General features: G+C 62.9%; 28 protein-coding genes and 2 tRNA genes. 5 read left to right on the top strand and 25 right to left on the bottom strand.

Annotated features, from left to right (window positions below; genetic code table 11):
- Window positions 1-6: 6 nt before the first annotated feature.
- The 6 genes from ccmC to AC1Q5P_RS03015 form a co-directional block, all read right to left on the bottom strand.
- Window positions 7-735 (bottom strand): heme ABC transporter permease CcmC, encoded by a 729-nt coding sequence (gene ccmC, locus AC1Q5P_RS03040; protein WP_039337467.1) that lies wholly within the window; start codon window positions 733-735, stop codon window positions 7-9.
- A gap of 153 nt (window positions 736-888) precedes the next feature.
- Window positions 889-965: transfer RNA gene (locus tag AC1Q5P_RS03035), tRNA-His, on the bottom strand.
- Between the two features lie 90 nt (window positions 966-1,055).
- Window positions 1,056-2,039 carry a type II secretion system minor pseudopilin GspK gene (gene gspK, locus AC1Q5P_RS03030; protein WP_492518102.1) on the bottom strand — a complete coding sequence of 328 codons (984 nt, stop codon included), beginning with the start codon at window positions 2,037-2,039 and terminating at the stop codon, window positions 1,056-1,058.
- Window positions 2,036-2,632: a type II secretion system minor pseudopilin GspJ gene (gene gspJ / locus AC1Q5P_RS03025; RefSeq protein ID WP_492518101.1), complete on the bottom strand. Its 597-nt coding sequence runs from the start codon at window positions 2,630-2,632 to the stop codon at window positions 2,036-2,038. The genes gspK and gspJ overlap by 4 nt, the downstream gene beginning before the upstream one ends.
- On the bottom strand, window positions 2,629-3,003 hold the full coding sequence (gspI, locus tag AC1Q5P_RS03020; RefSeq protein ID WP_193826915.1) for a type II secretion system minor pseudopilin GspI: 375 nt from the start codon (window positions 3,001-3,003) through the stop codon (window positions 2,629-2,631). The genes gspJ and gspI overlap by 4 nt, the downstream gene beginning before the upstream one ends.
- On the bottom strand, window positions 2,993-3,463 hold the full coding sequence (locus AC1Q5P_RS03015) for a GspH/FimT family pseudopilin (protein ID WP_193826916.1): 471 nt from the start codon (window positions 3,461-3,463) through the stop codon (window positions 2,993-2,995). The genes gspI and AC1Q5P_RS03015 overlap by 11 nt, the downstream gene beginning before the upstream one ends.
- A gap of 85 nt (window positions 3,464-3,548) precedes the next feature.
- Between AC1Q5P_RS03015 and AC1Q5P_RS03010 the strand changes: the two genes are divergently transcribed.
- Window positions 3,549-4,181 carry a prolyl hydroxylase family protein gene (locus AC1Q5P_RS03010; RefSeq protein WP_039337460.1) on the top strand — a complete coding sequence of 211 codons (633 nt, stop codon included), beginning with the start codon at window positions 3,549-3,551 and terminating at the stop codon, window positions 4,179-4,181.
- Window positions 4,182-4,184: 3 nt separating this feature from the next.
- On the opposite strand, the gene AC1Q5P_RS03005 is transcribed toward AC1Q5P_RS03010, so the two are convergent.
- The 13 genes from AC1Q5P_RS03005 to rpsB all read right to left on the bottom strand — a co-directional run bounded on the left by AC1Q5P_RS03005 (window position 4,185) and on the right by rpsB (window position 16,052).
- A complete protein-coding gene (locus AC1Q5P_RS03005) occupies window positions 4,185-4,625 on the bottom strand; it encodes a MarR family winged helix-turn-helix transcriptional regulator (RefSeq protein ID WP_062343414.1) in 441 nt (146 codons plus the stop codon).
- 113 nt (window positions 4,626-4,738) lie between these two features.
- Window positions 4,739-4,963, bottom strand: coding sequence for a 50S ribosomal protein L31 (gene rpmE, locus AC1Q5P_RS03000; RefSeq protein WP_039337458.1), 225 nt, complete (start codon window positions 4,961-4,963; stop codon window positions 4,739-4,741).
- 99 nt (window positions 4,964-5,062) lie between these two features.
- The gene (gene fabZ, locus AC1Q5P_RS02995; protein ID WP_492518100.1) at window positions 5,063-5,536 is read right to left on the bottom strand and encodes a 3-hydroxyacyl-ACP dehydratase FabZ; all 474 of its coding nucleotides are present in this window, start codon (window positions 5,534-5,536) and stop codon (window positions 5,063-5,065) included.
- A 24-nt stretch (window positions 5,537-5,560) separates the two neighbouring features.
- Window positions 5,561-6,244: an OmpH family outer membrane protein gene (locus tag AC1Q5P_RS02990; protein ID WP_039337455.1), complete on the bottom strand. Its 684-nt coding sequence runs from the start codon at window positions 6,242-6,244 to the stop codon at window positions 5,561-5,563.
- Window positions 6,244-8,877 carry an outer membrane protein assembly factor BamA gene (gene bamA / locus AC1Q5P_RS02985; RefSeq protein ID WP_052242655.1) on the bottom strand — a complete coding sequence of 878 codons (2,634 nt, stop codon included), beginning with the start codon at window positions 8,875-8,877 and terminating at the stop codon, window positions 6,244-6,246. The genes AC1Q5P_RS02990 and bamA overlap by 1 nt, the downstream gene beginning before the upstream one ends.
- A gap of 211 nt (window positions 8,878-9,088) precedes the next feature.
- Complete coding sequence (rseP, locus tag AC1Q5P_RS02980; RefSeq protein WP_082013475.1) at window positions 9,089-10,210, bottom strand: RIP metalloprotease RseP; 1,122 nt, start codon at window positions 10,208-10,210, stop codon at window positions 9,089-9,091.
- Window positions 10,210-11,367: a 1-deoxy-D-xylulose-5-phosphate reductoisomerase gene (locus AC1Q5P_RS02975; RefSeq protein WP_039337454.1), complete on the bottom strand. Its 1,158-nt coding sequence runs from the start codon at window positions 11,365-11,367 to the stop codon at window positions 10,210-10,212. The genes rseP and AC1Q5P_RS02975 overlap by 1 nt, the downstream gene beginning before the upstream one ends.
- A 6-nt stretch (window positions 11,368-11,373) precedes the next feature.
- Window positions 11,374-12,120, bottom strand: coding sequence for a phosphatidate cytidylyltransferase (locus AC1Q5P_RS02970; protein ID WP_492518099.1), 747 nt, complete (start codon window positions 12,118-12,120; stop codon window positions 11,374-11,376).
- Entirely contained in the window at window positions 12,110-12,754 is a 645-nt protein-coding gene (uppS, locus tag AC1Q5P_RS02965; RefSeq protein ID WP_492518152.1) for a polyprenyl diphosphate synthase, read from the bottom strand. The genes AC1Q5P_RS02970 and uppS overlap by 11 nt, the downstream gene beginning before the upstream one ends.
- 62 nt (window positions 12,755-12,816) lie before the next feature.
- On the bottom strand, window positions 12,817-13,374 hold the full coding sequence (frr, locus tag AC1Q5P_RS02960) for a ribosome recycling factor (protein ID WP_492518098.1): 558 nt from the start codon (window positions 13,372-13,374) through the stop codon (window positions 12,817-12,819).
- A 3-nt stretch (window positions 13,375-13,377) separates the two neighbouring features.
- A complete protein-coding gene (pyrH, locus tag AC1Q5P_RS02955; protein ID WP_039337444.1) occupies window positions 13,378-14,100 on the bottom strand; it encodes a UMP kinase in 723 nt (240 codons plus the stop codon).
- 142 nt (window positions 14,101-14,242) lie between these two features.
- Window positions 14,243-15,169, bottom strand: a complete 927-nt coding sequence (tsf, locus tag AC1Q5P_RS02950; RefSeq protein ID WP_039337443.1) for a translation elongation factor Ts — start codon at window positions 15,167-15,169, stop codon at window positions 14,243-14,245.
- A gap of 124 nt (window positions 15,170-15,293) precedes the next feature.
- The gene (gene rpsB, locus AC1Q5P_RS02945) at window positions 15,294-16,052 is read right to left on the bottom strand and encodes a 30S ribosomal protein S2 (RefSeq protein WP_039337510.1); all 759 of its coding nucleotides are present in this window, start codon (window positions 16,050-16,052) and stop codon (window positions 15,294-15,296) included.
- A 467-nt stretch (window positions 16,053-16,519) separates the two neighbouring features.
- Here rpsB and AC1Q5P_RS02940 point away from each other — a divergent pair, with 467 nt between their 5' ends.
- Complete coding sequence (locus tag AC1Q5P_RS02940) at window positions 16,520-16,798, top strand: hypothetical protein (protein ID WP_492518097.1); 279 nt, start codon at window positions 16,520-16,522, stop codon at window positions 16,796-16,798.
- Here AC1Q5P_RS02940 and AC1Q5P_RS02935 read toward each other — a convergent pair.
- The 4 genes from AC1Q5P_RS02935 to AC1Q5P_RS02920 all read right to left on the bottom strand — a co-directional run bounded on the left by AC1Q5P_RS02935 (window position 16,746) and on the right by AC1Q5P_RS02920 (window position 19,415).
- A complete protein-coding gene (locus AC1Q5P_RS02935) occupies window positions 16,746-17,588 on the bottom strand; it encodes a CDP-alcohol phosphatidyltransferase family protein (protein ID WP_492518096.1) in 843 nt (280 codons plus the stop codon). The genes AC1Q5P_RS02940 and AC1Q5P_RS02935 overlap by 53 nt on opposite strands.
- The gene (locus AC1Q5P_RS02930; protein ID WP_039337508.1) at window positions 17,585-18,334 is read right to left on the bottom strand and encodes a phosphatidylserine decarboxylase; all 750 of its coding nucleotides are present in this window, start codon (window positions 18,332-18,334) and stop codon (window positions 17,585-17,587) included. The genes AC1Q5P_RS02935 and AC1Q5P_RS02930 overlap by 4 nt, the downstream gene beginning before the upstream one ends.
- A gap of 39 nt (window positions 18,335-18,373) precedes the next feature.
- A complete protein-coding gene (locus AC1Q5P_RS02925) occupies window positions 18,374-19,237 on the bottom strand; it encodes an alpha/beta fold hydrolase (protein ID WP_492518095.1) in 864 nt (287 codons plus the stop codon).
- A gap of 92 nt (window positions 19,238-19,329) precedes the next feature.
- Window positions 19,330-19,415 (bottom strand) — tRNA-Tyr (locus AC1Q5P_RS02920).
- Window positions 19,416-19,590: 175 nt separating this feature from the next.
- Between AC1Q5P_RS02920 and rlmB the strand changes: the two genes are divergently transcribed.
- Window positions 19,591-20,406, top strand: coding sequence for a 23S rRNA (guanosine(2251)-2'-O)-methyltransferase RlmB (gene rlmB / locus AC1Q5P_RS02915; RefSeq protein ID WP_039337438.1), 816 nt, complete (start codon window positions 19,591-19,593; stop codon window positions 20,404-20,406).
- A gap of 18 nt (window positions 20,407-20,424) precedes the next feature.
- Window positions 20,425-21,285 carry a hypothetical protein gene (locus AC1Q5P_RS02910; protein WP_492518094.1) on the top strand — a complete coding sequence of 287 codons (861 nt, stop codon included), beginning with the start codon at window positions 20,425-20,427 and terminating at the stop codon, window positions 21,283-21,285.
- Between the two features lie 73 nt (window positions 21,286-21,358).
- Here AC1Q5P_RS02910 and AC1Q5P_RS02905 read toward each other — a convergent pair whose 3' ends face one another.
- A complete protein-coding gene (locus tag AC1Q5P_RS02905) occupies window positions 21,359-21,631 on the bottom strand; it encodes an HU family DNA-binding protein (RefSeq protein WP_039337436.1) in 273 nt (90 codons plus the stop codon).
- A 211-nt stretch (window positions 21,632-21,842) separates the two neighbouring features.
- Window positions 21,843-24,248: an endopeptidase La gene (gene lon, locus AC1Q5P_RS02900; protein WP_492476637.1), complete on the bottom strand. Its 2,406-nt coding sequence runs from the start codon at window positions 24,246-24,248 to the stop codon at window positions 21,843-21,845.
- A 211-nt stretch (window positions 24,249-24,459) separates the two neighbouring features.
- On the opposite strand from lon, the gene AC1Q5P_RS02895 reads away from it, so the two are divergent.
- Window positions 24,460-25,494 carry a hypothetical protein gene (locus AC1Q5P_RS02895; RefSeq protein ID WP_492518093.1) on the top strand — a complete coding sequence of 345 codons (1,035 nt, stop codon included), beginning with the start codon at window positions 24,460-24,462 and terminating at the stop codon, window positions 25,492-25,494.
- Window positions 25,495-25,574: the final 80 nt, after the last annotated feature.

The following is a 25,574-nucleotide window of genomic DNA, read 5'->3' as shown; positions in this document are numbered from 1 at the left end:
GTACGTTTACGCCATCGCTTTCCGGCGCAGCCGCGCCTCGGCCTGGATATCGGCCAGAAGAGTGCGCATCCGCGCAAGGACCACGCCGCCGAACACGAGGCTGAAGCCGAGTGCGGCAATCAGCAGGGGCCACAGAAAGGTGCCATCAATTGCAGACTTGCCGGCCGTGATAGATGGAGGTTGATGCAGACTGTTCCACCACACCACTGAACGATTGATGATCGGGATGTTGATGGCACCGACCAGCCCGAAGATAGCCGTGATGCGACTGCCGCCACCTCCGCCTGCCATGTCGCGCTGCGCCGCGCCGGACAGTGCGATATAGCCGAAGTAAAGGAACAGCAGGACGAGGAAACTGGTAAGGCGCCCATCCCAGACCCACCACGTGCCCCAAGTGGGCCGCGCCCAGATCGAGCCGGTGGCGAGGCAGATTGCCGTGAACGTCGCGCCGGGAACCGCGGCCGCCCGCCCTGCAATGGCTGCCAACGGGTGCCGCCAGACGAGCTCGACGAGACTGGCGATGGCAATGGTGGACCAGCCAGCCATGCCGAGCCAGGCTGCCGGAACATGAATGAACAGGATGCGGACCGTATCGCCCATGAGCCGATCGGGCGGCACGACGATTGCGCCATAGAGTACCGCTCCCATCGACAGGAGCAGGCCGGACACCAGAAGCAACGGCATCATCCAGCGGGCAAGGCGCAGGAAACGGGCGGGATTGGCAAATCCGTGCATGGGCGCGGGGAATCTGATCCTTCTCCCGGCGACCCCCGCCGCCGGTCCATGATCGCTCTGCCACTTGCCGCGCCACGGGGCAAGCGCAATGGCGCCGAGCCGTACCAAAAGGCGATACGACATGGCGAAAATGCCTTTGATGTCAGGAGAGAATGGGGCGACCGATGGGGTTCGAACCCACGACCTCCGGTACCACAAACCGGCGCTCTAACCAACTGAGCTACGGTCGCCACATTGCTGCGCAGGTTTGCTCTGCGCGGGGTGGCCCCTTTGCAGAAAGGCGGGACAAATGGAAGCGGAAATTTGCGGGTGGCGACGATTCAGCGGCTGAACCTGTCCCCCCAGCTGCGGAAAGCGACGCGCGGCGGGTTCACGCCGACATCGATCAATGCCTGCTCCTCCACGCTGACCGAATCGACCGTCACTGTCTGCATAAGCAGGAACCAGCGGCTGCGCACCTGCAACTGGTTGAGAGGAACGGCAGCGCCCTCCCCTCCCACGCCACGCAAGGCCTCATCGGGACTTTTCCAGCCAAGCGCAGGTCGTGCCGCCAACATGGCGCGGGCGCGCTGCGCGGGAATCGCCTGGGGTGCAATCATCGTCAGCAGGAGGGCCTGATCCGGGCGCAGCGTGTTGACGTTGATCGGCGACAGGTCCGCCCCGGGCAAGGCACAGAGCCATGGGCGCAAACGCTCATAGAATTGCGGCGTCATCCCCCGCACCGCGCGAATCTCGCTGACGTCGCTGATCAACCGGCCGGCCGTGCGGTACGGGACAGCCCGGCCCTGATAGCTGTCGTCCTCGGCACCATTTGGAGCCGGCGCATTGTCACTGTCGATCCAATCGGCAACCGAATCGCTTATGATGGCCGCTTCCGCTTCGGGAATGGCCAGACCCTTCATCAATGCCCGCATCTGGCCCAGCCCGACCAGCCTGAGGCGCAAGGCGCCTTGCACATCGGCTTCGACGAGCGAATTGAGATTGAAGCAGTTCCCCGCATCATCAACGCGCGCCATCACGGTGCCGCGCGGCAAGGGCAGCGGAAAGTCTCGACCGAGCAGACCGCTGCGATCTACCGTTCTTTCCTGGGAGGTTTCGACCAGCGCCTTGATCCGCGCCATCGCCAGCGTCTCGGCGCTTGCCGCATAGAGCCTCGCTTGCGTCATGGCCTGGCCATTGGCGGCAAGGCGCGTGGCCAGATTGAGACGGTCGAGCATCAACGCCGCAATGACTGCCATCATGGCGACCAGCAGCAGGACGGAGAGCAACGCTGCGCCACGCTCGCGAGGGTCATGCGGCCTCACTGATAGTTCACCCCGACAAGGGAGACCACCCGCAACGGCGGCACGCCCTTTTGCGGGATTAGCAGCTCGATCGCCACGGGCAGTTCGGTCGACAGTTGCGGGTCCCAGCGATCGCGCCAATTGCCGTCTTTCGCCCGGAAACGCACCGTGGCCGGCGCGCTGAGGGAGAGAACATCCGCACCAGCTTCTGCAACAGAGCCATCGGGAAAGGGATAGCCTGCGCGAACCAGTGCTCCTGCGGTGATTCGGTACTCGACCTTCTGCAAGCCCGGACGCGGCGCGCCATCGACATTGTCCCAGCCGCTCCGGGTAAAACGGATCATCACGCCATCGGTATCGGCTTCGAAGGCCGGGTGGCTCGTGCCGGATGCGTCACGCGAAGGGCGCGGCACTGCTTGAGCCATATCCGCTGTCCACACTGACAGGAACCGCCGCTGGCTGGCAATGCTTTCCGTCTTGGCCCGGCTCGCAAGCTCCGCGTCCACCGAGAACCGCAGCAGCCCCAGTGCGCCGACCGCGATCACCGCGAACAGGGCAAGCGCCACCAGCATCTCCACCAAGGTGAAGCCGTTGGGCGAGGGTTCCTGCCTCATGCTCCCGGCAGCCTGGTGAAATCGAGAGTGAAAGCCTGGCTCTGCGCGCCCGGAGTCGTCTCGCGGACCGACAGAGCAATGCGCAACACGCCGTAATCTTGCTGCATCTCGACGGTGCGGGTCCACTGGAAGCGGCGTCCCGCATTCTCTATGGTGCCCGAAGCCGATCCGACCGGCGGCGGCGCTGGATCGGTCAGTATCTCGGCCGCCATGTTCTGCGCCACGATTTCCCGGAGCAGGCGCTGGTCCAGATCTGCGGTGCGGGAGATACTCGCGCCTTCCATCTGCAGCAGGGCAAGCGCCGCGATCGCAAACACGGCAAGTGCAACGAGCAGTTCGAGCAAGGTGAAGCCATTGCGCTCAGCCGCCATCGACGATCACGCTCCCGTCGCGGCGCAGGTGGATTGAAAGCGCCGCTTCAGCACGCCGCAAGCGGATAAGGGCTTCGCTGCTGGCAAGCCCCAGCGAATCGAAAACGATGCGTTGCCGCTGGCCGTCGACAATGGTCTCGGCATTCCACCCCGTAAGTTCAAAGCCCCGGCCCGGCAAGGGCTGCCAACGACCTTCGCGGCGCCCTTCGAAGTAGTATCCCCTCTCGCTCACTACCAGCGATACAGGTCGCGCGCCGATAATGGCCTCGTCCCGCGCCGCGAGCGTTCGCGCTGCAAAGCGCTCGGCCTCGTCGCGAAGTTTGCGCCCATCGCCGGGGATCGTCAGCACTGCAGCGGTCGCCAGCAGCCCCATCACGAGCAGGACCACCATCATCTCGACCAGCGAGAAGCCGTTGCGGACAGCGCAGGATGGACTCTGACAGGGCACGGTAGCTCGCATGCGGCAGGAACGTGACGGTTTTACGACCAAGACACCAGAGGCTTCAAGTTGCAGTCTGGCATGTCGCTGGAGTAGAGAACCGGCGATGACGCCCGCCAATGAAGCTTCTGCCGACCGCTTGCTGACCTTGCCGGGAATGATGCGCGTGCCAACGCCCAGACTCGAGATGTTCATGCTGCGCGGATTTCTGAGCGATCGGGAATGCGCTTCGCTCATCGCTAGGATCGATCGTGACCGCCGGCCTTCCACAATCGCAGATGCCAACGGTGACCACTATTTCCGGACGAGCGAAACCTGCGATCTGCCGATGCAGGAGCCGGAGATCGTTGCGCTGGACGAAAAGATCTCGGCAATCTCGGGAATTGATCGACAGTTCGGCGAACCCATTCAGGGTCAGCGGTACGAACCGGGGCAGGAATTCAAATCGCACACGGATTACTTCGATCCTCATGGCGCAGACTTCCAGCGATATTGCCACGTAGCAGGTCAGCGCACGTGGACCTTCATGGTCTATCTCAACGATGTCGAGGCGGGCGGTGCAACGCGGTTCAAGGTGATCGACAAGATCATCCAGCCCGAAAAAGGCAAGCTGGTGTGCTGGAACAATCGTCGTCCCGATGGTTCGGTGAACCCGGCCACGCTTCACCATGCCATGAAGGTGCGCAAGGGCCTCAAGTACGTGATAACCAAATGGTATCGTGAAAGACCCTGGGTCTGACGGTCAGCTTTCCTCTTCACCACTCCGCGCGCTTCGGATGGTCGGAAGGCACCGAAACAGAACGCCCGTGTCCGCATCCCCAAGCAAGGCGGTAAATCGGGTTTCATGCTTGTCGATCCGCGCCACGGCATCGTCTGCCATCCTGCGGCCAGCGTCCGTCAACGTCAGTGCGTGACTGCGCCCATCCAGACGCCGACGTTCGACCAGGCCTCGTTCCATCAGCCGGGATATGATCGGAACCATGTTGGCCCGCTTGATCGCCAGCACTTGCCCGACCTCGGTCTGCGAACAGTCGGGATTTTCGGCGATGACCAACAGCGTCGTCACTTCGGCCGGACGCAGGTCAAGATCGGAAAGCTCGCGCCCCAGGTCTGCCATCATCACGGCGGATGCGCGGCGGAGCTGATAGCCGAGGCGGCTCTCGAGGGAATTGGTCAGCGTCATGGCCTGATCTTTAGGACGGCTATCGGTGATAGCAATATGCCATGGCAAACCGTTCACGCAAAAGAAAAGGGCGACCGAAGCCGCCCTTCCCGTCAATGTCCTGTCGCCAGCGCTCAGCGCTTGAGCGAAAGACCACCAAAGCGCTTGTTGAACTGGGCAACGCGGCCACCCTGGTCCAGCTGGCGCGTACCACCAGTCCATGCCGGGTGCGAGGTCGGGTCGATTTCGAGAGCGAGCGTGTCGCCTTCCTTGCCCCAGGTGGAGCGAGTCTCGAAAACGGTGCCGTCGGTCATCTGCACCTTGATCATGTGGTAGTCGGGGTGAATGCCAGTCTTCATGGGTCTTGCTCCGGTGCGCAGCCGGTTCCGACCGGCCGCTAGAATCTGTAAGGGCGCGCGCCTAGCGGAAAGCCGCAAGGTTGTCCAGCGGCTGCAGCCTCAGCTGTCTGCGATCATCGCGGTAAAGCCGACCTCGCAGGTCACCTTGTCGCCGACCATCGCCTTGCCAGCGAACTTGCACACGCGCGAACGCTTGTGGGTGAACTCGACATGCAGGTCGAGCAGGACGCCGGGCTCTACGGGATTGCGGAACTTGGCCTCCTCGATCGCCATGAAGTAGACCAGCTTGCCGGAACCTGCGAGGCCAAGCGATTCCACCGCGAGCACGCCAGCCGCCTGGGCCAGCGCCTCGATCTGGAGGACGCCGGGCATGATCGGGCGTCCGGGGAAATGCCCCTGGAAGAACTGCTCGTTCATCGACACGGCCTTAACCGCGTGGATACGCTCGTTCAGGGTGAGCGAAGCGACACGATCGACCAGCAAGAGCGGATAGCGGTGCGGAAGCGCCGCCATCACCTTGCGCACGTCATAGTCGGTGATCACGCCCTGCGGCGCGTTCTGATCCTCGGACATTACCCGGCCCCCAAACCGAAGACCTCAGCGGCCTTCGGGTGCCTTCTTCGCAGGCTGCGCGGCGGTTGCCGGCTGCTGTGCGGCCTGAGCCTGAGCCTGCTGCTCACGCTGCGCGCGCGGCATCCAGCCAGCCGGCGGCACCAGCTGTGCCGAAGGAATGGCCTTGTTGAGCTCGGTCAGGATGTCCTGGTTGAGATTGTAGACCTGGCCAGCCTTGATGACCGACTGCGAATCGATCACCAGCGTGATCTTCTTCTTGTCCATCGCGGCCTGGGTGGCAGCGTCAAGCTTGTCGCCGATCTGCTCGAGCACGTACTGCTGCGAAAGGTTCAGCGGCTCGAGAATCTTCTGGATCTCTGCCTGGCCGGCCTGTTCGATCTGCTGGATCTGCTCGTACTGGGCCTGAAGCGCCGCACGGTTGGGGTTGGCCGCCTTCGAATCCGCCTGAAGCTTGTCGATCAGAGGCTTGAGCTGCGCTTCGATCTGGCCCTTGCGTGCATTGGCCTGGTCGATCTGCGGCTTGTAGGTCGTCGGACGCTGCTGCTGGGCGGTCTGATATGCAGCAGATGCGGCGACCACCGCCGAGGGATTGGCGATGGCGATACCGGGCGTGACCGTGCCCGAGGTGGCCTGCGCCACGGCAGCGGTCGGCGAAACGGAAAGAACAGCGAGGCCCGCGAGAAGCGCGGAAGCGTAACGGATTTTCATCAGAACTGGGTTCCCACGTTGAAAGTGAAAGTCTTGGGGTCGTCGCCATTGGCCTTCTTGAGAACCTTGGCGAAATCGAGGCGGAACGGGCCGAACGGCGAATTCCAGTTCACGCCGATGCCGACGGAGACGCGCGGCGACAGCGTATCGCCAACGTACTCTTCGATATAGCGCGTGGCAGTGTTTGCCGTACCATCCGATGCGGTCGGGCTGTTCGTGATCTTCCCGGTCAGCGCGTCAGTGTAATAGACGACGTTGTTCGGGTTCTGCGTGAGCGGGTTGGCAATGCCCCAGACGGCGCCGGCGTCGACATAGATCGACGGACGCAGACCGAGTTCGCGTGCGCCCGATCCCAGCGGAATCTCAAGCTCGGCGCGGGTCAGGTAATAATACTTGCCGCCCAGAGCGTCATCGACCCACTGGTTGCGGTCAGTCGATGCCGTGTCGGGAATGTTGTCGTTGTTGGTATCGATCGTCAGGAACTTGCGCAGGACGCGGGGTCCGACACCGCGAATGTCGAAGCCGCGGATCTGGGGTTCGCCCAGGAAGAAGCGGTCCGTCAGGCGCACGTCGTCGATGGTGGGATCGCTGGAACGGCTCGAAAGCGCCTTGATCGCGCCACCTTCGGCGCGGACGGAGAAGATGAATCCCCCACCCACGGGCCAGAACTTGGCTGCGTTGGCAGTAATGCGTGCGTAGCGGACCGAACCGCCCAGCCCGGCAACGTCGGCGCCGACGACGAACTGTGTGCCCCGGCTCGGACGCAGGCGGTTATCCAGCGTGTCGTAGACCAGCGAAGCGCCAAGAATGGAGCTTGTCCGCTTGCCGATGGCATCGCACAGGTAACGCCCTGCCAGCAGAATGCTGCACTGGCCGTTCACATAGAACGTGCTCTGGTCCAGAGTGACGTCATCGAGATTGAACGTGTAGCGCCCTATCAGCGACATGTACTCCGACAGCGGCACGCCGATACGCGCCGAAAAGCCCGTGGTTGCCTGTTTGTAGGTCGTGTTGCGGTTGGAGTTGAACTGGTTGAAGCTGTTGAGGTCGCGCCGATAGACATCAACGCCCAGCGAGATGTTCTTGTCGAAGAGGTACGGTTCCGTGAAGCTCACCTGGACCGAACGCGTAAAGCGAGAGTAGTCGACCGAGAGACCAATCGTCTGGCCGCGCCCGCGGAAGTTGTTCTGGCGGATTGACCCTTGGAAAATGAAGCTCTCGAGGCTTGAGAAGCCGGCCGAGAGCTGGAGTTCGCCGGTGGGCCGCTCTTCCACGTTAGCTTCAAGCACGATGCGGTCGGGCGCGCTGCCCGGCTTCTGCTCGATCTCGAACTTTTCCTGGAAGTAGCCCAGCGACTTGATGCGGTTGGTCGAACGCTTGACCTGGAACGTGTTGAACGCATCGCCCTCGGCCAGACGGAACTCGCGGCGCACGACCTTGTCCTGCGTCAGCGTATTGCCGTTGACGTCGACCCTTTCGACATAGACGCGAGGCGCTTCGGCGATGCGGAAGGTGACCGACATCGTCAGGTCATCCTTGTTGCGCGAAAAGTCCGGGCGGACGTCGGCAAAGGCATAGCCGAACGCGCCTGCGGTTTCGGTCAACGCGTCGACCTGGTCCTCGACCATCTTGGCGTTGTACCAGTCACCCGCCTTGATCGGCAGGCGCTTGGACATCGCATCGCTGTCGAAATCGCGCAACTGGCTGTCAACCTTCACGTCGCCGAACTTGTAGCGATCGCCTTCCTCCACCACGTAGGTGATGATGAAGTCACGCTTGTCCGGAGTCAGTTCGGCCACGGCCGAAACCACGCGGAAGTCGGCATAGCCTTCGGTCAGATAGAACTGGCGCAGCTTCTGCTGATCGAAGGCCAGACGGTCGGGGTCGTAGCTGGTGCCCGAGGAGAACAGGCGGAAGAAACGCGCCTGCTTGGTCACCATCTCGCCGCGAAGCTTCCCGTCCGAAAACTTCTCGTTGCCGATAATGTTGATCTGACGAACCTTGGACTTCGGCCCCTCGCTGATCTCGAACACGATGTCGACGCGGTTCTGGTCAAGCATGACCATCTTCGGCTCGACCGTCGCGGCAAAGCGGCCCTGCCGCTTGTAGAGTTCGATGATGCGCGCAACGTCGGCCCGGACCTTTGATCGCGTGAAGATCTGGCGAGCCGCCAACTTGATCTCGGGGAGGATCTTGTCTTCCTTGAGGCGCTTGTTGCCTTCAAGGATGATGCGGTTGATGACCGGGTTTTCCTTGACCTGAACCACAACGTCACCGCCGTTGTTGCGGATCGAGACGTCGGCGAAGAGTTCAGTCGCGTAAAGGTCCTTCAGCGCCTGGTCACCCAGCGCCTGCGTATATGTCTGGCCCGGACGCAGGCGGATGTACGAAAGGATCGTGTCCGGCTCAAGGCGCTGCGAGCCCTGCACAGTCACAGTGCGAATGACGTCTCCGGCAGGTACCGGCGCCTGCACCACAGGAGCCGGGGCTGCAGGTTGCGAAACAGGAGCCACGGCCTGCGCCGAGGCAATTCCTGGAACAGCCACCAAGGCGCTGGTGGCCAGAAGGCCTGCGCACAGCGGGGAAGTCCTGGCGTTCCGATTCTCTGCCCGGCCCGCGTTACGTCCAATCATCACCAAGCGCCATCCCGTAATAAAGTGGCAGCAGGACGCCCCCGAGGAAGTCCGGCCACGGCAAGCAATGTAGCCCTCTGCCCGATGCCACAAGGCCAATCAAGCAAACATTGCCCCGCATTTCTGTGGAAAGACATTATGTGGAAATCCGCCTGCCACCCCTGACCGCCGAATACCACGCGTCCCCGCACCGGACGCAGTCAAACTCGCCTCACCCTCCAAACAGCTTGAGCGACGCCACGTCGTTGATCGTGACGAACAGCATCAATGCCATGACGAACGCCAGGCCGGTGCGGAATGCCCACTCCTGCCCGCGCTGGCCAACCGGCTTCCGGCGGATTGCCTCGGCCGCGTAGAAAGCGAGGTGGCCCCCGTCGAGAACCGGAATTGGCAGGAGGTTAATGAACCCCAAGTTAATCGAGATAAGTGCCACGAAGCCGACGAACGATTGCCAACCGGAAACCAGCTGCTCACCCGAATATTTGGCAATCTTGATCGGTCCGCCGAGTTCCTTGACCTCGCGTTTGCCCATGACAATCTGGCCAATCCCGTTGACCATCATCGCGATGATGTTGCCGGTTTGCCTGACGCCGTCCACTACCGCCTCAACTGGCCCGACCCTGACGATCTCGTAACTTTTGGGACCGATGCCAAGAAAGCCGATCTTCTGCGTATTGCCGAACCGGTCGCTTTCGACCTTCACAGCGGCGCTGACTGGCACGTCAATCTGGCGACCTTCCCGCAACACGACCAGATCGAGTGGTTCCCCCGGATTCTGGCCAACCTCGAGACGGATATCGAGGAAAGACTCGATCGCACGACCTCGGATGGAAACCACGCGGTCGCCTACCTTCACCCCTGCACGCTCAGCAACGGAACCCGCCTGAACTTCGCCCACCACAGGAGGAACGACCGATTTGCCGTAGGCGAGGGTAAACCCGGCCAGGATCAGCACCGCGAACAGAAGGTTTGTAACCGGCCCCGCCAGCACGATCAGCGCCCGTTGCCACAGCGGCTTCGCCTGGAAGGTGCGATTGCGTTCCTCGGCCGGGAGAGCAAGCCATTCGGGGCTGGGCTGGCTCGCCGCATTCATGTCCCCGGCGAACTGGACATAGCCACCCAGCGGCAGGGCAGAGAGCTTCCATCGCGTGCCGCGCTTGTCGGTCCAGCCCGCAATTTCCTTGCCGAATCCTATGGAGAAGACGTCGGCCTTTACCCCGAACCAGCGGCCAACAAGGTAATGGCCCAGTTCGTGGATGAACACCAAAGGCCCCAGCACCAGCACGAAACCGAGCAAAGTGACGAGAATTCCGGGGCTTTCCATCGGCGACATCAGCGTACGGGTTCCATCAGTTCGCGCGCCCTTGCCCGCGCCTCGGCATCGATCGCGATGACATCGTCAAGGCAGGTGGGCGCCGGCATGGCGCTGCGCGAAAGCACATCCTCAACCGATTGCACGATCCGGGTGAATGCAATCTGACCATCCAGAAACGCTGCCACGGCGATCTCGTTGGCCGCGTTCATAGTGGCAGGGGCCGCCCCGCCCTCGATCACAGCATTACGAGCAAGGCGCGTAGCCGGAAAGCGGATCTCATCCGGCGTGCGGAAGGTCAGTTGTCCAATGGCGGCGAGATCGAGCGGAGCACAGGGTGTGTCCATCCGCTCGGGCCAGGCGAGCGCTGAAGCAATCGGCACCCGCATGTCCGAGGGGCCAAGCTGGGCGAGAGTCGATCCGTCGCGATACTCGACCATCGAATGCACGATCGATTGCGGGTGGACGATGATGCGCAGGCGTTCCACCCCGACGGGGAACAGATGAAACGCCTCGATGAACTCAAGGCCCTTGTTCATCATCGTGGCGGAATCCACGCTGATCTTGGCGCCCATGGACCAGTTGGGATGCTTGACCGCTTCGGCCGGGGTTGCGCGCTGCAACTGTTCGAGCGTCCAATCGCGGAAAGGCCCGCCACTCGCCGTCAGCGTGATCGCTTGGACGTGCTCAAGGCTATTGCCAGCCAGGCACTGAAAGATGGCATTGTGCTCGGAATCGACCGGAAGCAGCGTTGCGCCGTGCCGCGCGACGGCCGCAGTCATCACGTCTCCTGCGGAAACCAGCGCTTCCTTGTTGGCCAAGGCGATCACACCGCCGCGCTCGATTGCCGCCATCGTCGGGGCAAGCCCGGCACATCCCACAATCGCTGCCACGGTAATGTCGGCCCCACGCGAGGCCGCCTCGATCAGCGCTGCCGATCCCGCTGCTGCGTGAATGCTGGTCCCGTCAAGAGCTTCGCGGAGGGCGGGCAGCGCGCCCTCATCGGCCACCACCGCAACTTCAGCGCCGAACTCGCGGGCCAGCCTGGCCAGACCTTCGGCGTCACCATTGGCGGTCAAGGCAACGACACGCCAGTCATTGCGATTGCGTCTGATCAGGTCAAGCGTGGAGGCACCGATCGAGCCGGTTGCGCCCAGAACGGAAATGGAGCGCGCCATCTGCCTCTAAAGTCCTGCCTGCGTTGCGGCCCAAGCCGTGCCGACGATGATGGCAACCGGGAGCAGTCCGTCAACCCTGTCGAACAGACCACCGTGTCCGGGAATCAGTCGCGATGAATCCTTCACCCCTGCCCGGCGCTTCAACCACGATTCGTAGAAGTCTCCGATCTGGGCAAAAACGGCCAGCACCGCGCCCGCGATGGCAGCCATGCCAAGGTTGGCGACTTCCAGCGCTGCCGCCACGCTTGGCCCCGTGGGCCCGATAGCAGAGACGAGATAGCTTGCGGAAAGCACCACCAACGACGCCCAGATGCCTGCCGCCGCCATACCCCCGAGCAGCCCGGCCCATGTCTTGGACGGGCTGATCCTGGGAGCGATCTTCGGCCCGCCGAGCGAACGGCCGGTGAAGTAGGCGCCCGTATCGGTGCAGATCACCAGGCCCAGCACCGCCAGCATCAACGGCTCGGGCATGACGGCAAGGGCAAGCCCGCCCCAGCCGACGTAGACCGCACCGAAGATCACCATCGACGAGAGGCGCGCTGCATTGTCAGCGATCTTGCCGACCAGTCGCACGTACTCCACGAATACACCGAAAGCCACGACGGCCACGAACAGGTCCAGCCACAGGCCGCCCGCCCAGAAGGCGGCACCGGCGATCGTGAGCATCACCACAGCGGAAGCAACACGCACGCCGAGATCGGATTTTCTGGGAGCTTCTGCCGCGCTCGGTGCGACTTGGGGTTCAGCGTCCACCGAAGCGCCTCTCGCGCGATCCGAACTGCTCAAGTGCCTCCCGCAGGTGCGCCGCGGTAAAGTCCGGCCAGAGCACGTCCGTGAACCACATCTCGGCATATGCCGCCTGCCACAGCAGGAAGTTCGAAAGGCGAACCTCGCCCGAAGTCCGGATCAGCAGGTCAAGGGGTGGCAGGCACGCGGTGTCCAGTTCCGCCTCGATAGCTTCGGGCGTGACCGGCCCCTTGGCTGCGGCCTTGGCGGCCGCCCGGGCGATTTCCTGTTGCGAGCCGTAATTCAGCGCGATTGCCAGTATCGTGCCAGTATTGCCCGCTGTCCGCGCCATCGCATCTTCGATCAATTCCACGATATCGGGCGCAAGCGCCTGATAATCGCCGATGATCTTCAGTCGCGTGTTGTTGCCAACGAGTTCCGCCAAGTCATTGCGGATGAATGTCCGCAACAGCCCCATCAGGTCGGCAATTTCGTCCGCCGGACGCTTCCAGTTCTCCGACGAGAAAGCATAGAGCGTCAGCGCCTCAAGCCCCATGTCGCGCGCGGCGCGGGCAATGTCCCGCACCGTGTCTACACCGCGCTTGTGGCCGAAGGCGCGCGGCATCATCCGCTTCTTCGCCCACCGGCCATTGCCGTCCATGATGATCGCGACGTGCCGCGCGCCATGGGACGCGCTGCCGCCCGTCGAGGCGGGGACCGCCGTCACTTGCCGAGGATTTCCTTTTCCTTGGCCACAGCCGCTTCATCGGCCTGCTTGATGATATCGTCGGTCAGCTTCTGCAGGTCGGTCTCGGCGCGCTTGCGCTCATCTTCCGAGATTTCCTTCTTGTTCTCGTCGGCCTTGAGAGCATCCATGCCATCGCGGCGCACATTGCGGATCGCGATGCGGGCGTTCTCGGCATACTTGCTCGCAAGCTTGGCCAGTTCCTTGCGGCGCTCCTCGGTGAGGTCCGGGATCGGGAGGCGCAGGGTCTGTCCATCACTGATCGGATTAAGGCCCAGGCCTGCCGAGCGGATTGCCTTCTCGACCGGAGTCACGTTCGACTTGTCCCACACCTGTACCGAAAGCATGCGCGGTTCCGGCGCGGAGACGCTGGCCACCTGGCTGAGCGGCATGTGGCTGCCGTAAACCTCGACCAGGATCGGATCGAGCAGCGCGGTATTGGCGCGACCGGTGCGCAGGCCGGAAAGATCGCCCTTGAGCGATTCAACAGCGCCCTTCATGCGGCGTTCGAGATCGGCCTTGTCGTACTTTGCCATGGCTCAGGCTCCTTGCTTGACAATCGTCTGCGTCCCCTCGCCCGCAAGCACGCGGGCAAGATTGCCGCGCTCGCGGATCGAAAAGACGACGATCGGAATGTTGTTGTCACGGCACAGCGCCACTGCGCTTGCGTCCATGACCTTCAGGTTGTCTGCCAGCACCGTGTCATAATCCACGGTTTCATAACGCTTTGCCGTGGCATCCTTCTTCGGGTCAGCATCATAGACGCCGTCCACGCTGGTCCCCTTGAGCAAGGCGTCGCACTTCATTTCGGCAGCGCGCAGCGCAGCGCCGGAGTCAGTGGTGAAATAGGGTGCGCCTACGCCGGCTGCGAAAATCACGATGCGGCCCTTTTCCAGGTGACGCTCGGCACGACGACGGATCACCGGCTCGCACACCTTGTCCATCTCGATCGCTGATTGCACGCGGGTCGGGACGCCAAGCTGTTCCAGCGCCGACTGCATCGCCAGCGCGTTCATCACCGTAGCCAGCATGCCCATGTAGTCGGCCTGCGCCCGATCCATGCCCTTGGCAGCTCCGGCCATGCCGCGGAAGATGTTGCCGCCACCGATGACCAGGCATATCTCGAGGCCGCTGTCGCGCGCGTCCTTCACTTCCTGCGCCACGCGGGCGACGTAGTCCGTGTCGATCCCGAACTGCTGTTCCCCCATCAGCACTTCGCCCGAGAGCTTCAGAAGAATGCGCTTGTAGCTGGGGACACTCATGGATCGGATGCACTCGTAACCAAAGGGAAGTGGCCGCCCTTATAACCCTGTGAAGGGGCCTGCCAAGGGCGCAGGCATAACGATCCCCGCACCGACGGGCCAGATATCCGGCCCGTCCATGCGGGGATCGTTCAACGCAGACTTACTTGATGCCGGCGGCAGCAGCCACTTCGGCAGCGAAGTCGGTCTCTTCCTTCTCGATGCCTTCGCCGAGCTGGAAGCGGACATAGTCCTTCAGCACGATCTTCGTGCCAGCTTCCTTGCCAGCGGCGTCGACGACCTGCTGGATGGTCGACTTGTTGTCCATCACGAAGATCTGCGACAGCAGTGCGTTTTCCTTGGCGTACTTGGCGACGGCACCGTCCACCATCTTGGCCTGGACTTCGGCGGGCTTGCCGCTCTCCGCAGCCTTCTCGGCGGCGATCTTGCGCTCGCGAGCGATCAGTTCGGCGTCGAGCTGGTCGGCAGTGAGAGCCTGCGGGAAGGCAGCGGCGATGTGCATCGCGATCTGCTTGCCGAGCGCCTCGAGCTTGTCGGCAGCAGCATCCGATTCGAGCGCGACGAGCACGCCGATCTTGCCAAGGTTGGTGGCGGCCGCATTGTGCATGTAGGGCACGACGACGCCGTTCGAGACTTCGACATGCTTGATGCGACGCAGCTGCTGGTTTTCGCCGATGGTGGCGACGTTGTTGGTCAGCTTGTCAGCAACCGAACCGCCGTCCGGATAGGCTGCGGCCTTCAGCGTCTCGACGTCCGAAGCGCCGGTGTTCAGCGCAACTTCGGTGGCCTTGCGGACAAAGTCCTGGAACTGGTCGTTCTTGGCGACGAAGTCGGTTTCCGAGTTCACTTCGACGGCAACGCCCTTCGTGCCCGAAACGGCAACGCCGACAAGCCCTTCGGCGGCGGTGCGGCTCGACTTCTTGGCAGCAGCGGCCAGACCCTTGGCGCGCAGTGCGTCAACGGCGGCTTCAAAATCGCCGCCGGCCTCGTCGAGAGCCTTCTTGCAGTCCATCATGCCGGCGCCGGTGCGCTCGCGCAGGTTCTTCACGTCAGCGGCGGTGTAAGCCATTGCGTTGATCCTTTATCTTGAAAACACAGGAAGCCGCAGCACTGCCGCGGCTCGTAAATCGTACCCGGGTCAGTTCGGTGACGGCCCGCCATTGCAAGGCAAGGCCGCCACACGAAAATCCGGATCAGGCTTCAGCCGTGGCTTCTTCTGCCAGCGGCTCCGCCATGGCGCCAAGGTCGGCACCCGAAGCGATCGCCGCGTCACGGCCACCCTTGGTGGCAGCAGCAGCAACGGCTTCGCAGTAAAGGCGGATGGCGCGGCTTGCGTCGTCGTTTGCCGGAACCGGGAATGCGATGCCATCGGGCGAGACGTTCGAATCGAGAATCGCGACGACCGGGATACCGAGGACGTTCGCTTCCTTGATCGCCAGCTCTTCCTTGTTGGCGTCGATCACGAACATCACGTCCGGAATGCCGCCCATGTCGCGGATGCCGCCCAGGGACAGCTCAAGCTTGTCACGCTCGCGGGTCAGCTGAAGGACTTCCTTCTTGGTCAGACCGGCAGTATCGCCAGCGAGCTGCTCTTCAAGAGCCTTGAAGCGCTTGATCGACCCCGAGATGGTCTTCCAGTTGGTGAGCATGCCGCCCAGCCAGCGGTGGTTGACGTAGTGCTGACCGGCAGCGCGCGCTGCCTGCGCGATTGGCTCCTGCGCCTGGCGCTTGGTGCCAACGAACAGGACCTTTCCGCCAGCCTGGACCGTCGCCGAGATAAACTCGAGCGCACGGGCAAACAGGGGAACGGTCTGCGACAGGTCAAGGATGTGGATGCCGTTGCGGGCGCCGAAGATGTACGGCTTCATCCGCGGGTTCCAGCGGTGGGTCTGGTGGCCGAAGTGGGCCCCGGCTTCGATAAGCTGATGCATCGTGACGACTGGTGCCGCCATGGGTAATTCCTTTCCGGTTGTGCCTCCGGGACGCTGGAACCGCTGCGGAGCTCCCGCTGGCGGCACCGGTGAAAGTGCATCCCGTGTGGATTGTTCGCCCTATTCCGTCAGCACCATGCCGAACGGATTCATGCGAACGGGCCGCCGATAGATGAGGAATGCGGGAAAATCCAGCATTGAATCGCGCCGCTGGTCCCTAGGCCAACGCCGTGCTTGATCGAGATTAATCCGATCACGCTGCAATAAATATCCGCTTCAAATCAAGGATATGGGTCGTTTGGCAGCAATTTGGCTGTTGGCACGCCTGTTCCAGCTTGACGGATCGGAACAAAACAGGAACATTAGCTCCATATCCGAATCAGTCATCGGACAGTCAGGAACGATAGCTCAATCCACAGGTTATCCACAGGTGAATCGTAAATGGATTCTTAACCAGGTGGATCTGGCAGAACGCAGGGAATGGTCCAATGCTCGCTCTTGTTTGCACACTCGTCTTCGCAGCTGCAGCCACCTTCGCCGTGGGCGCGGCTTTCGTGACGATGCAGGGGCGAAAAGGGCAGATCACTGCTCTTCTGGCAGAATACCGCTCGCTGGAGCGTGACCGCGAATTTCTGGTCCATGTCACCAGCCACGAAGCCGACGCGCCCCGGGCTTTCGCCGCGCCTCAGCTCCGTCGCACGCCGCGCCGCGCGTTCAAGCAGGCGGATGCGGTTCGCTCCGCACGCTCGCGGCGCGCTGCCGCCTGACTCTGGCGTAGCGCACCACGCCTACGGGGATCAGCAGCAGGTAGGCGATGCAGATCCCCGACAGGGTCAGCCAAGGCTCGCTCAGCAGCGCCGCAATCACCAGACCGAACAGTGCAATCAGTTCCAGCCGTACGCTGCGACGGGGTCGGAGTGACGACCAGCTCAGCGTAGCGATGTTGGAAATCATCAGGAACGCCACCAGAACGAGCCAAGGCCCGACCAGCCAGGGTTCGCGGAACACCGGGTTGTCCGTGGCAATCCAGAGGTAGAGCGGCAGAAACGCCAGCCCCGCCCCAACCGGTGCCGGCACACCGGTCAGGAAACCTGCCGACTTGTGGGGTTGTTCCTCCATGTCGATGCGCGCGTTGAATCGGGCAAGCCGAAGCGCGCAAGCGATCGCTACCGCAAGTGCGGCAAACCAGCCGACGCGGGGCGCCTCCTGCAGAGACCATAGGAACAGGATGAGAGCGGGCGCTACGCCGAACGAGACGTTGTCCGCCAGACTGTCGAGCTCCGCGCCAAAGCGCGACTGCGCCTTCAGCAGGCGGGCGATGCGGCCATCGATGCCGTCGAGCAGGCCTGCGATGATGACGGCAGCAACTGCCTTGCGCCAATCCTCGGCCACCTGCACCGGATCGGTGCCGGACGCTGCAGTAACCGCGAACCGTATCCCGGTCAGGCCCGAGCAAAGCGCGGCAGTGGTAATCGCATTCGGGGCCATCGCCCGCAACGTTAGCCCCCCGGGCAGGCGCCCGCGACGGAGGCGAGCCGCCCTGCCCTCGTCGATCATTGGCCGATGCCTTCGATCATCGGAGCTTCACCGATCTCGGCAAGGATCGTCTCCCCGGCGACGCACTTCTGGCCCATGAGCACCTTCGGCTCGGTCCCGGCAGGCAGATAGACGTCAACACGGCTGCCGAAACGGATAAGTCCCACGCGCTGCCCCACCGCCACGATGTCTCCACCCTTGACGAACGGCACGATGCGGCGCGCTACAAGCCCTGCGATCTGCGTAAAGCCGATCTGTACGCCATCACCACGTTCGACGAGGAAGTGCTGGCGTTCGTTCTCGTCGCTCGCCTTGTCGAGGTCGGCGTTCACGAACTTGCCGGGAATATAGACGACACGGCGAATCGTCCCGGCGATCGGGGTGCGATTGATGTGCACGTCGAATACCGACATGAAGATCGACACGCGGGTGACCGGCTCGGGGTTCATGCCGCGGACGCCAGAACCATCGTCGGCGCACAGTTCGCGCGGCGGCGGCACCTTCTGGATCAGCGTGATCAGACCGTCGGCGGGCGATACGACGAACCTGTCGTCCCGCGGCGTAACGCGCACGGGATCGCGGAAGAAGGCCAGCACGCCCAGCGTCAGAAAGGCGAGCGGCCAGGCGATGGTCTCCCATGCCATGAAGGCGGCGCCCGCGCTCAACGCAGCAGCGATCAGGCCAAACTTGCGCCCTTCGGGATGGATGGATGGCCATGACCAACCGGCGGAACCGCGACCACGGTTATCGAGAATTTCTCCGGACATGCTTCCCATCTAGGCGCTGCCTCGCGCCGGGACAAGCAATCATCCCGGCTCGCGCAGCGCTTCGCCCGTCACAGGCGGCATCACACGCGCCAGAAAGCCGATGACCGCCTCGTTGAAAAGGTCGTTGCGATCGCCGGCAACCATGTGTCCCGCGCCGCCAATGTCGACGACCTCGAGCCGCGCAATCCGTTCGGCGAGATGCGCCACGCCTTCGTCGGTAACGATGTCCGACTTCATGCCGCGGACCAGCAATGTCGGCACAGTCGCGGTCCAACCCGCGTTCTCGATCAGGTCTTCGAGTGCGCCGTGAGGCCGCCCTCCGATCAGGAACTTCGGGTCCCAGTGCCAGTAGAACCGCCCATCGGAACCCTCGCGCAGGTTCTTGCGCAAGCCATCGAGCCGCGCCGGGCGTTTCCTGTCCGGATAATAGGCCGAGATCGCATCTGCAGCTTCCTCAAGCGAACCGAAACCACGCGGATTGGCCGACATGAACTCGACGATGCGGTCCACCCCGGATTCAGACAGACGCACCACCACGTCCACCAGCACCATCGCTGCCGGCATCGTCCCAAGGCTTGCCGCCGCCATCGACGAAAGTCCCCCCAGGGAAGCACCGACGAACGCGAATGGTCCCCGCGCCCGCGCTGCGATGGCCGTGAGGTCAGCAGCACGGCGGGCATAGGAATAATCGCCATCAGGCTCCCAGTCGCTCTCACCGTGGCCCAGCAGATCGTAGTTGATGACATGATATCCGGCCTCGGCCAGTTCATGCCCCGCGCGGTCCCAGCTGTGCCGCGTCTGCCCACCGCCGTGTCCGAGGATCACGGTGGGCGCATCCGGGTTGCCCAGTTCGTCGGCCACGATGGCCAGACCGCCAGAAGCGGGAATGCGGATCGTCGTCATGCTGCACAGCGTTGCGCAACATCCCGTGCCATGCAACAGGAATTAATTGGCCGATTAAGGCCGAGAAATCCCTCGTAATCGAGAAGCAGCGGTGGTGGACAGGGCTAGATTCGAACTAGCGTACGCTTGCGCGGGCAGATTTACAGTCTGCTGCCTTTAACCACTCGGCCACCTGTCCACACCAGTGCTGCCGGTGCCGGTTCCTCCCGAAGGAAGAGCCGATTTTCGAAGTCTCCGAGGAGACCGTCCGGCCGAGTGGCGGCCCCTTTGGCGAAGCTGGACTTGCCTGTCAATGGGCAGGCTGGCATGCGCGACACGAAATTTTTCAACAAGCTTGCAGAGAAGGTCTCCTGATGCCCCGCAATGACGATCAACCGAAGGGCCGTGCGCTGCGCGGCCGCGCCGGCCGCAACAAGGGCGGACGCGGGTCGGGCCGGGGCAGCGCGGGCTCGATCCGCCTGTGGGGCCGCCACGCGATCGAGGCTGCGCTGACCAATCCCAACCGCGATGCCAAGAAGCTGTGGGGCACGCGCGAGGCGATCCAGGCCATGCTCGACGATCACGATGCCGAACTGCCCGCCTCGTTGCCCGTGGAATACGCTCAGGCCGCCGACCTTGCGCGCCTCGTCGCCAAGGATGCACCCCACCAGGGCCTCGTGCTCGATTGTGCCCCGCTCGACGATGTCGCTCTCGACGATGTTCTCGACGAATCCGATGGCCGCACGATTGTCGTGCTCGATTCGGTAACCGATCCGCACAATGTCGGCGCGATTCTCCGCTCCTGCGCTGCGTTCAATGTCGCCGCGCTCGTCACGCAGGACCGCCATGCCCCGCCCGAATCGGGCACGCTCGCCAAATCTGCCTCCGGCGCGCTGGAAATCGTGCCATGGGTCCGAGTGGTGAACCTGTCGCGCGCGCTCGAGCGGATGAGCGAGGAAGGCTACTGGCGCATCGGGCTCGACGGTGATGGCAAGGCGGTGTTCCCCTCCGCCGTCCCCGCAGGTCCGGTTGCACTGGTCCTCGGTGCCGAGGGCGAAGGGCTGCGCCACAATGTTGCCCAGCACTGCGATGCGATCGCGCGCCTGCCGATTGCGTCCGCGATTGAAAGCCTTAACGTATCGAACGCGGCGGCGATCGCGCTCTACGCGGTGGCCACGCGCGAGGGGTAAGCGCGACAGGAGGGGCAGATGCAGCGTTCTTGGGCTTTGGCGGCGGCAACGCTCGCTACACTCCTGCTGGCAGGCTGCCTGCTCCTCCCCGGCAAGTTCACTTCCGCCATCGACCTGCGCAGGGACGGCAGCTTCAGCTTCACCTACAAGGGTGAAATCCATGTCCTCGCCCTGTCGAAGCTCGCTGCCGAAGAGCGCAACCGCAAGAACGAGACCGCCCCTTTCGAACCTTCGAGCTGTTTCGACGATGAGAAGGGCGAGGAACGGGCCTGCACGGACGGCGAGATCGCGGAGCAGAAGAAAGCCTGGGAAGAGGAGGTCGCCGCCAGCAAGGCTGCCGCGGCTGAGAAGCAGAAATCCGACGAGCAGATGGCCAAGGCCATGCTCGGTGGCATCGATCCTTCAGACCCGCGCGCAGCGCAGGAATTCGCCGAACGCCTGCGCCGCCAGAAGGGCTGGAAGTCAGTCATCGACAAGGGCGACGGCAAGTTCGAAGTGGAATACGCGATCACCGGCAAGCTGACCCACGATTTCAGCTTCCCGATGATCGAAAAGCTGCCGATGGTCATGCCCTTCGTCACCTTCATCCGTCGCGCCGATGGCAGCGTGCGCATCGATGCCCCTGCGTTTGCCTCCGGTGCGGCAAGCTCTCCGATCATGGGCATGGCTGCTATGGCTGCCGATGAAAAGAGCGGAAAGGCCGGCGGCGATGGCATGCCTGTGCTCGACGGCGTGCTGATGCTCAGCACAGACGGCGAAATTCTCGCCAACAATACCGACGAAGGGCCCGTCGCCTCCCCTTCCGGCAAGACGCTGCAGTGGAAGGTAAACGAGCGTACCAAGGAAGCGCCCACCGCGCTCATCCGCATCGCACCATGAAAAAAGCCGCGCCGGTCTGCCTGACCGACGCGGCTCCGAAACTCACCAGGCAGTAGGCCCGGTCAGGCTGCGATCAGTTGACCGCATCCTTGAGGCCCTTGCCAGCCTTGAACTTGGGTTGCGCCGAGGCTTTGATCGACATCGGCTCTCCGGTGCGCGGGTTGCGACCGGTCGACGCCTTGCGCTTGGCTACCGAGAAGGTGCCAAAACCGACCAGGCGCACTTCGTCGCCCTTGGCCAGCGCACCGGAGATCGATTCGAAGACGGCCTCGACGGCCTTGGTCGCATCGCCCTTCGACAGGCCGCTGACATCGGCGACGGCGCCGATGAGATCGTTCTTGTTCATTGCGGAACCCCCTAAGTCTTTTGTCTTGGGTTGAATGGAATTGAGTCGCCTTTCGGGTGCACGGAAACAAGCCGAGAAACAATCACCTGTCAAAGCCTAATCGGCTCAGTCCAGCCCGGAATCACCTTATTTTTAGGCACTTTTCAGAACACGGAAGGGGTGCGCGCAACAAATGTGCGCACACCCCTTCCGAACTTGCAGTTGAGAACTGTCAGTGGGCAGTCGGCGCAGCGCCGGCCGCTCCGGCCGGCGCGGTCGGCTGAGAGGCGAGATCGTCCGCTTCAGTCCACTCGATCGCCTGCGGCACAGATGCCAGCGCACGTGCCAGCACCTCGTCGACATGGCTTACAGGAACGATTTCCAGGCCTTCCTTGATGTTGGCCGGGATCTCGGCAAGATCCTTGCGGTTCTCCTCGGGGATCAGCACCGTCTTGATCCCGCCACGCAGTGCTGCGAGGAGCTTTTCCTTCAAGCCACCAATGGCCAGCACGCGGCCACGCAGCGTCACTTCGCCCGTCATCGCCACGTCCGCCCGCACCGGAATGCCGGTCAGCGTCGAGACCATGGCGGTCACCATGCCGATGCCAGCGCTCGGGCCATCCTTGGGCACGGCACCCTCGGGCAAGTGGATGTGCAGGTCCTTGCGGTTGAAGATCGAAGGCCGGATGCCGTAGGCCGGACTGCGCGCCTTGACGAAGCTGAACGCCATCTGGACGCTCTCGCTCATCACCTCGCCCAATTTGCCCGTAGTCTTGACCGCGCCCTTGCCGGGCACCGTCACGCTCTCGATCGTCAGCAGTTCGCCACCAACCTCGGTCCAGGCAAGGCCGGTAACCGCACCGACCTGGTTCTCCTCGTCAGAGACGCCGTGGCGGAACTTCCGAACACCGGCAAAGTCGGAAAGGTTCTCGGGCGTGATCGTCACGCTCTTGGCCTTGCCTTCCAGGATCTGGCGCAGCGACTTCCTCGCCAGACGCGCTACCTCGCGCTCCAGCGTGCGCACGCCGGCCTCGCGGGTGTAATAGCGGATCAGATCGCGCAGTGCTTCGGTCTCGAGCGTGAACTCGCCCTTCTTGAGACCATGCGCCTCCACCTGCTTGCGCACCAGATGGCGCTCGGCGATCTCGACCTTCTCGTCCTCGGTGTAACCCTCGAGACGGATGATCTCCATGCGGTCGAGCAGCGGCTGCGGCAGGTTCAGGCTGTTCGCCGTGCAGACGAACATCACGTCCGAAAGATCGAAGTCGAGCTCAAGGTAATGGTCCTGGAACTTCGCATTCTGTTCGGGATCCAGCACTTCCAGCAGCGCTGAAGCCGGATCGCCGCGGAAGTCCTGGCCGAGCTTGTCGATCTCGTCGAGGAGGAACAGCGGGTTCGCGGTGCCTGCCTTCTTGAGGTTGGTCACGATCTTGCCCGGCAGCGAGCCGATGTAGGTCCGGCGGTGACCGCGGATCTCGGCCTCGTCGCGCACGCCGCCAAGCGACTGGCGCACGAACTGGCGGCCGGTCGCCTTGGCGATCGACTTGCCGAGCGAGGTCTTGCCGACGCCCGGAGGGCCGACGAGGCACAGGATCGGCCCCTTCAGCTTGTTCGTGCGCGCCTGCACCGCAAGGTATTCGACGATGCGGTCCTTGACCTTGTCCAGCGCGTAGTGATCGGCGTCGAGGATCGCCTGCGCCGCGGGAATGTCCTTCTTGAGCTTGCTGCGCTTGCCCCATGGCAGACCCAGCAACACGTCGAGGTAATTGCGGATGACAGTCGCCTCGGCGCTCATCGGCTGCATGGTCTTGAGCTTCTTCAGCTCAGCCGTCGCCTTGGCCTTGGCTTCCTTGGAAAGCTTGAGAGTGTCGATCTTCTCCTGAAGCTCGGCGATCTCGTTGGCTTCCTCGCCATCGCCGCCACCCAGCTCGGACTGGATCGCCTTCAACTGCTCGTTCAGGTAGTATTCGCGCTGCGTCTTTTCCATTTGGCGCTTCACGCGGCCACGGATCTTGCGCTCCACCTGCAGCACGCCCAGTTCGCCCTCCATGAAGGAAAGCACCATCTCGAGCCGCTTCATCGGATCGGATTCGGAAAGCACCGCCTGCTTGTCAGCCACCTTGGCAGCAAGGTTCGCGGCAACCGAATCCGCCAGCTTGCCAGCATCCTCGATATCGCCAAGCTGGCCGCCGGCGTCCTGCGGCAGCTTCTTCGAAAGCTTCGCATACTCGGCGAACTGATCGACGACCGACCGCATCATCGCAGAAATCTCGGTGCTCTCGGCCACCACGGCTTCCTGCGGCTCGACCTGCGCAACGAGCATCGCGCCATGCGTCGTCGTTTCCTCGCGCAGGCCCTCAAGCACCGCGCGGTCCCGTCCTTCGACGAGCACGCGGACCGTGCCATCCGGCAACTTCAGCAGTTGCAGGACGCTGGCAATCACGCCGGTATCATAAAGATCGTCGCGATCCGGATCGTCGCAGCCCGGATCGAGCTGGGCGAGCAGGAAGATATCCTTGTTGCCGGCCATGGCCGCTTCCAGCGCCGCTACCGATTTCTCGCGCCCGACAAAGAGGGGCACGACCATGCCGGGAAACACGACGATGTCGCGAAGGGGAAGCAGGGGATAGAGATTCATGGGCACTTCGTTTCCGTCCTGCCGGGCACGCCGCCCGGCGCTTTCCCGGGATATGGGGAGACCGCGCGCCTGTCGCAATGGCTTTTGCCATATCGGCTGTGGATCACGACATCTCCTGGCCAGTTTGACCCTCTTGTCGGCGAGAGCCGTAAACCGAATGTTAGGTATAAATACGCATTGGACGTGAAGGACTGGGAGGCTGCCACATCGCATGCTGCGTACACGAACAACGCTGATCGTCGGCGCAGGGGCGAGTGCAGAATTGCAGTTTCCGACCAACGCGGAACTGCTGGCTCGCATCATCCAGGGCTATGATTTCAAGCGCACCAACTCGGAGACCTCGACACGCGACGGCCAGTTGCTTCTGCGCAATATCTACAAGCTTGCTGAAAAGCTGAACAAGAAGGTCGAGGATGTTGCCGCTGCCGCCGAGCGCCTGCGCAACGCCTGCCGCCTCGGTCGCTCGATCGATACCGTGCTTGAACAGTACGATCATGACCCGCTCGTTGTCGCCTGCGGCAAGCTCGCGATCACATTCTTCATGGGCCAGGCTGAATCGCGCAGCAACCTGAAGGATATCCCGCGCGTGGAAGGCGAGCTGCCGCTTCAAGGGAAGATTGCCGAATACTGGATCTATCAGCTCGGCCAGCTGATCACCTCTGGCGTTCCCCGGAGCAAGATCGGACAGACGCTCGAACAGCTGACCATCATAAACTTCAACTACGATCGGTCAGTCGAACACTTCCTGCCTTACGCGCTGGTCATGGCCTATGGGATCGAGCTCAAGGAGGCGCAGCAAGTCATTGCAGAGAAGCTCGACATCGTGCACCCGCATGGCTCCGTTGGCCGTCTGCCATGGCAGAAGGGTGAGGCACCCCAGGCCGAATGGGGTGTCGAGCAGCCATGGAACATCCATGCGATCGCTGCCCAGTTGAAGTCGCTCAACGAACGCAGCGCCGATCGCAATGCATTGCGCGACATCCGCCTGTCGGTCGCCAGCGCAAAACGCCTCGTGTTCCTCGGCTTCGGCTTCCAGCCCCAGAATGTCGACTTGCTTTTCGAGAACACACTTTCGCATAATCCCGAAGTGCTCATCTCCACTTACGGCATGAGCAGCGGCAACGCCGCCACCGTCGCCCAGATGATTCGCCGCCTCGCAGGTCTGGAGAGCGCCGACCAGTTGATGATCTCGCCGGGCAAGGCCTGGGAAGTCCTGCGCGATTATTCGCTGCTGCTGGAAAGCTGAGCCCCCACGCAGGAGGGGACCTCGGTGTTGTTACGGACCACCAGCATAAACCGGCCGAGGCCCCCGCCTGCGCGGGGGCG

This window comes from Novosphingobium sp. GW835-FHT14H07 (genome assembly GCF_058793515.1).
Note: the sequence above shows the minus strand (reverse complement) of the source record. Positions and strands in the feature narration are given on the sequence as shown.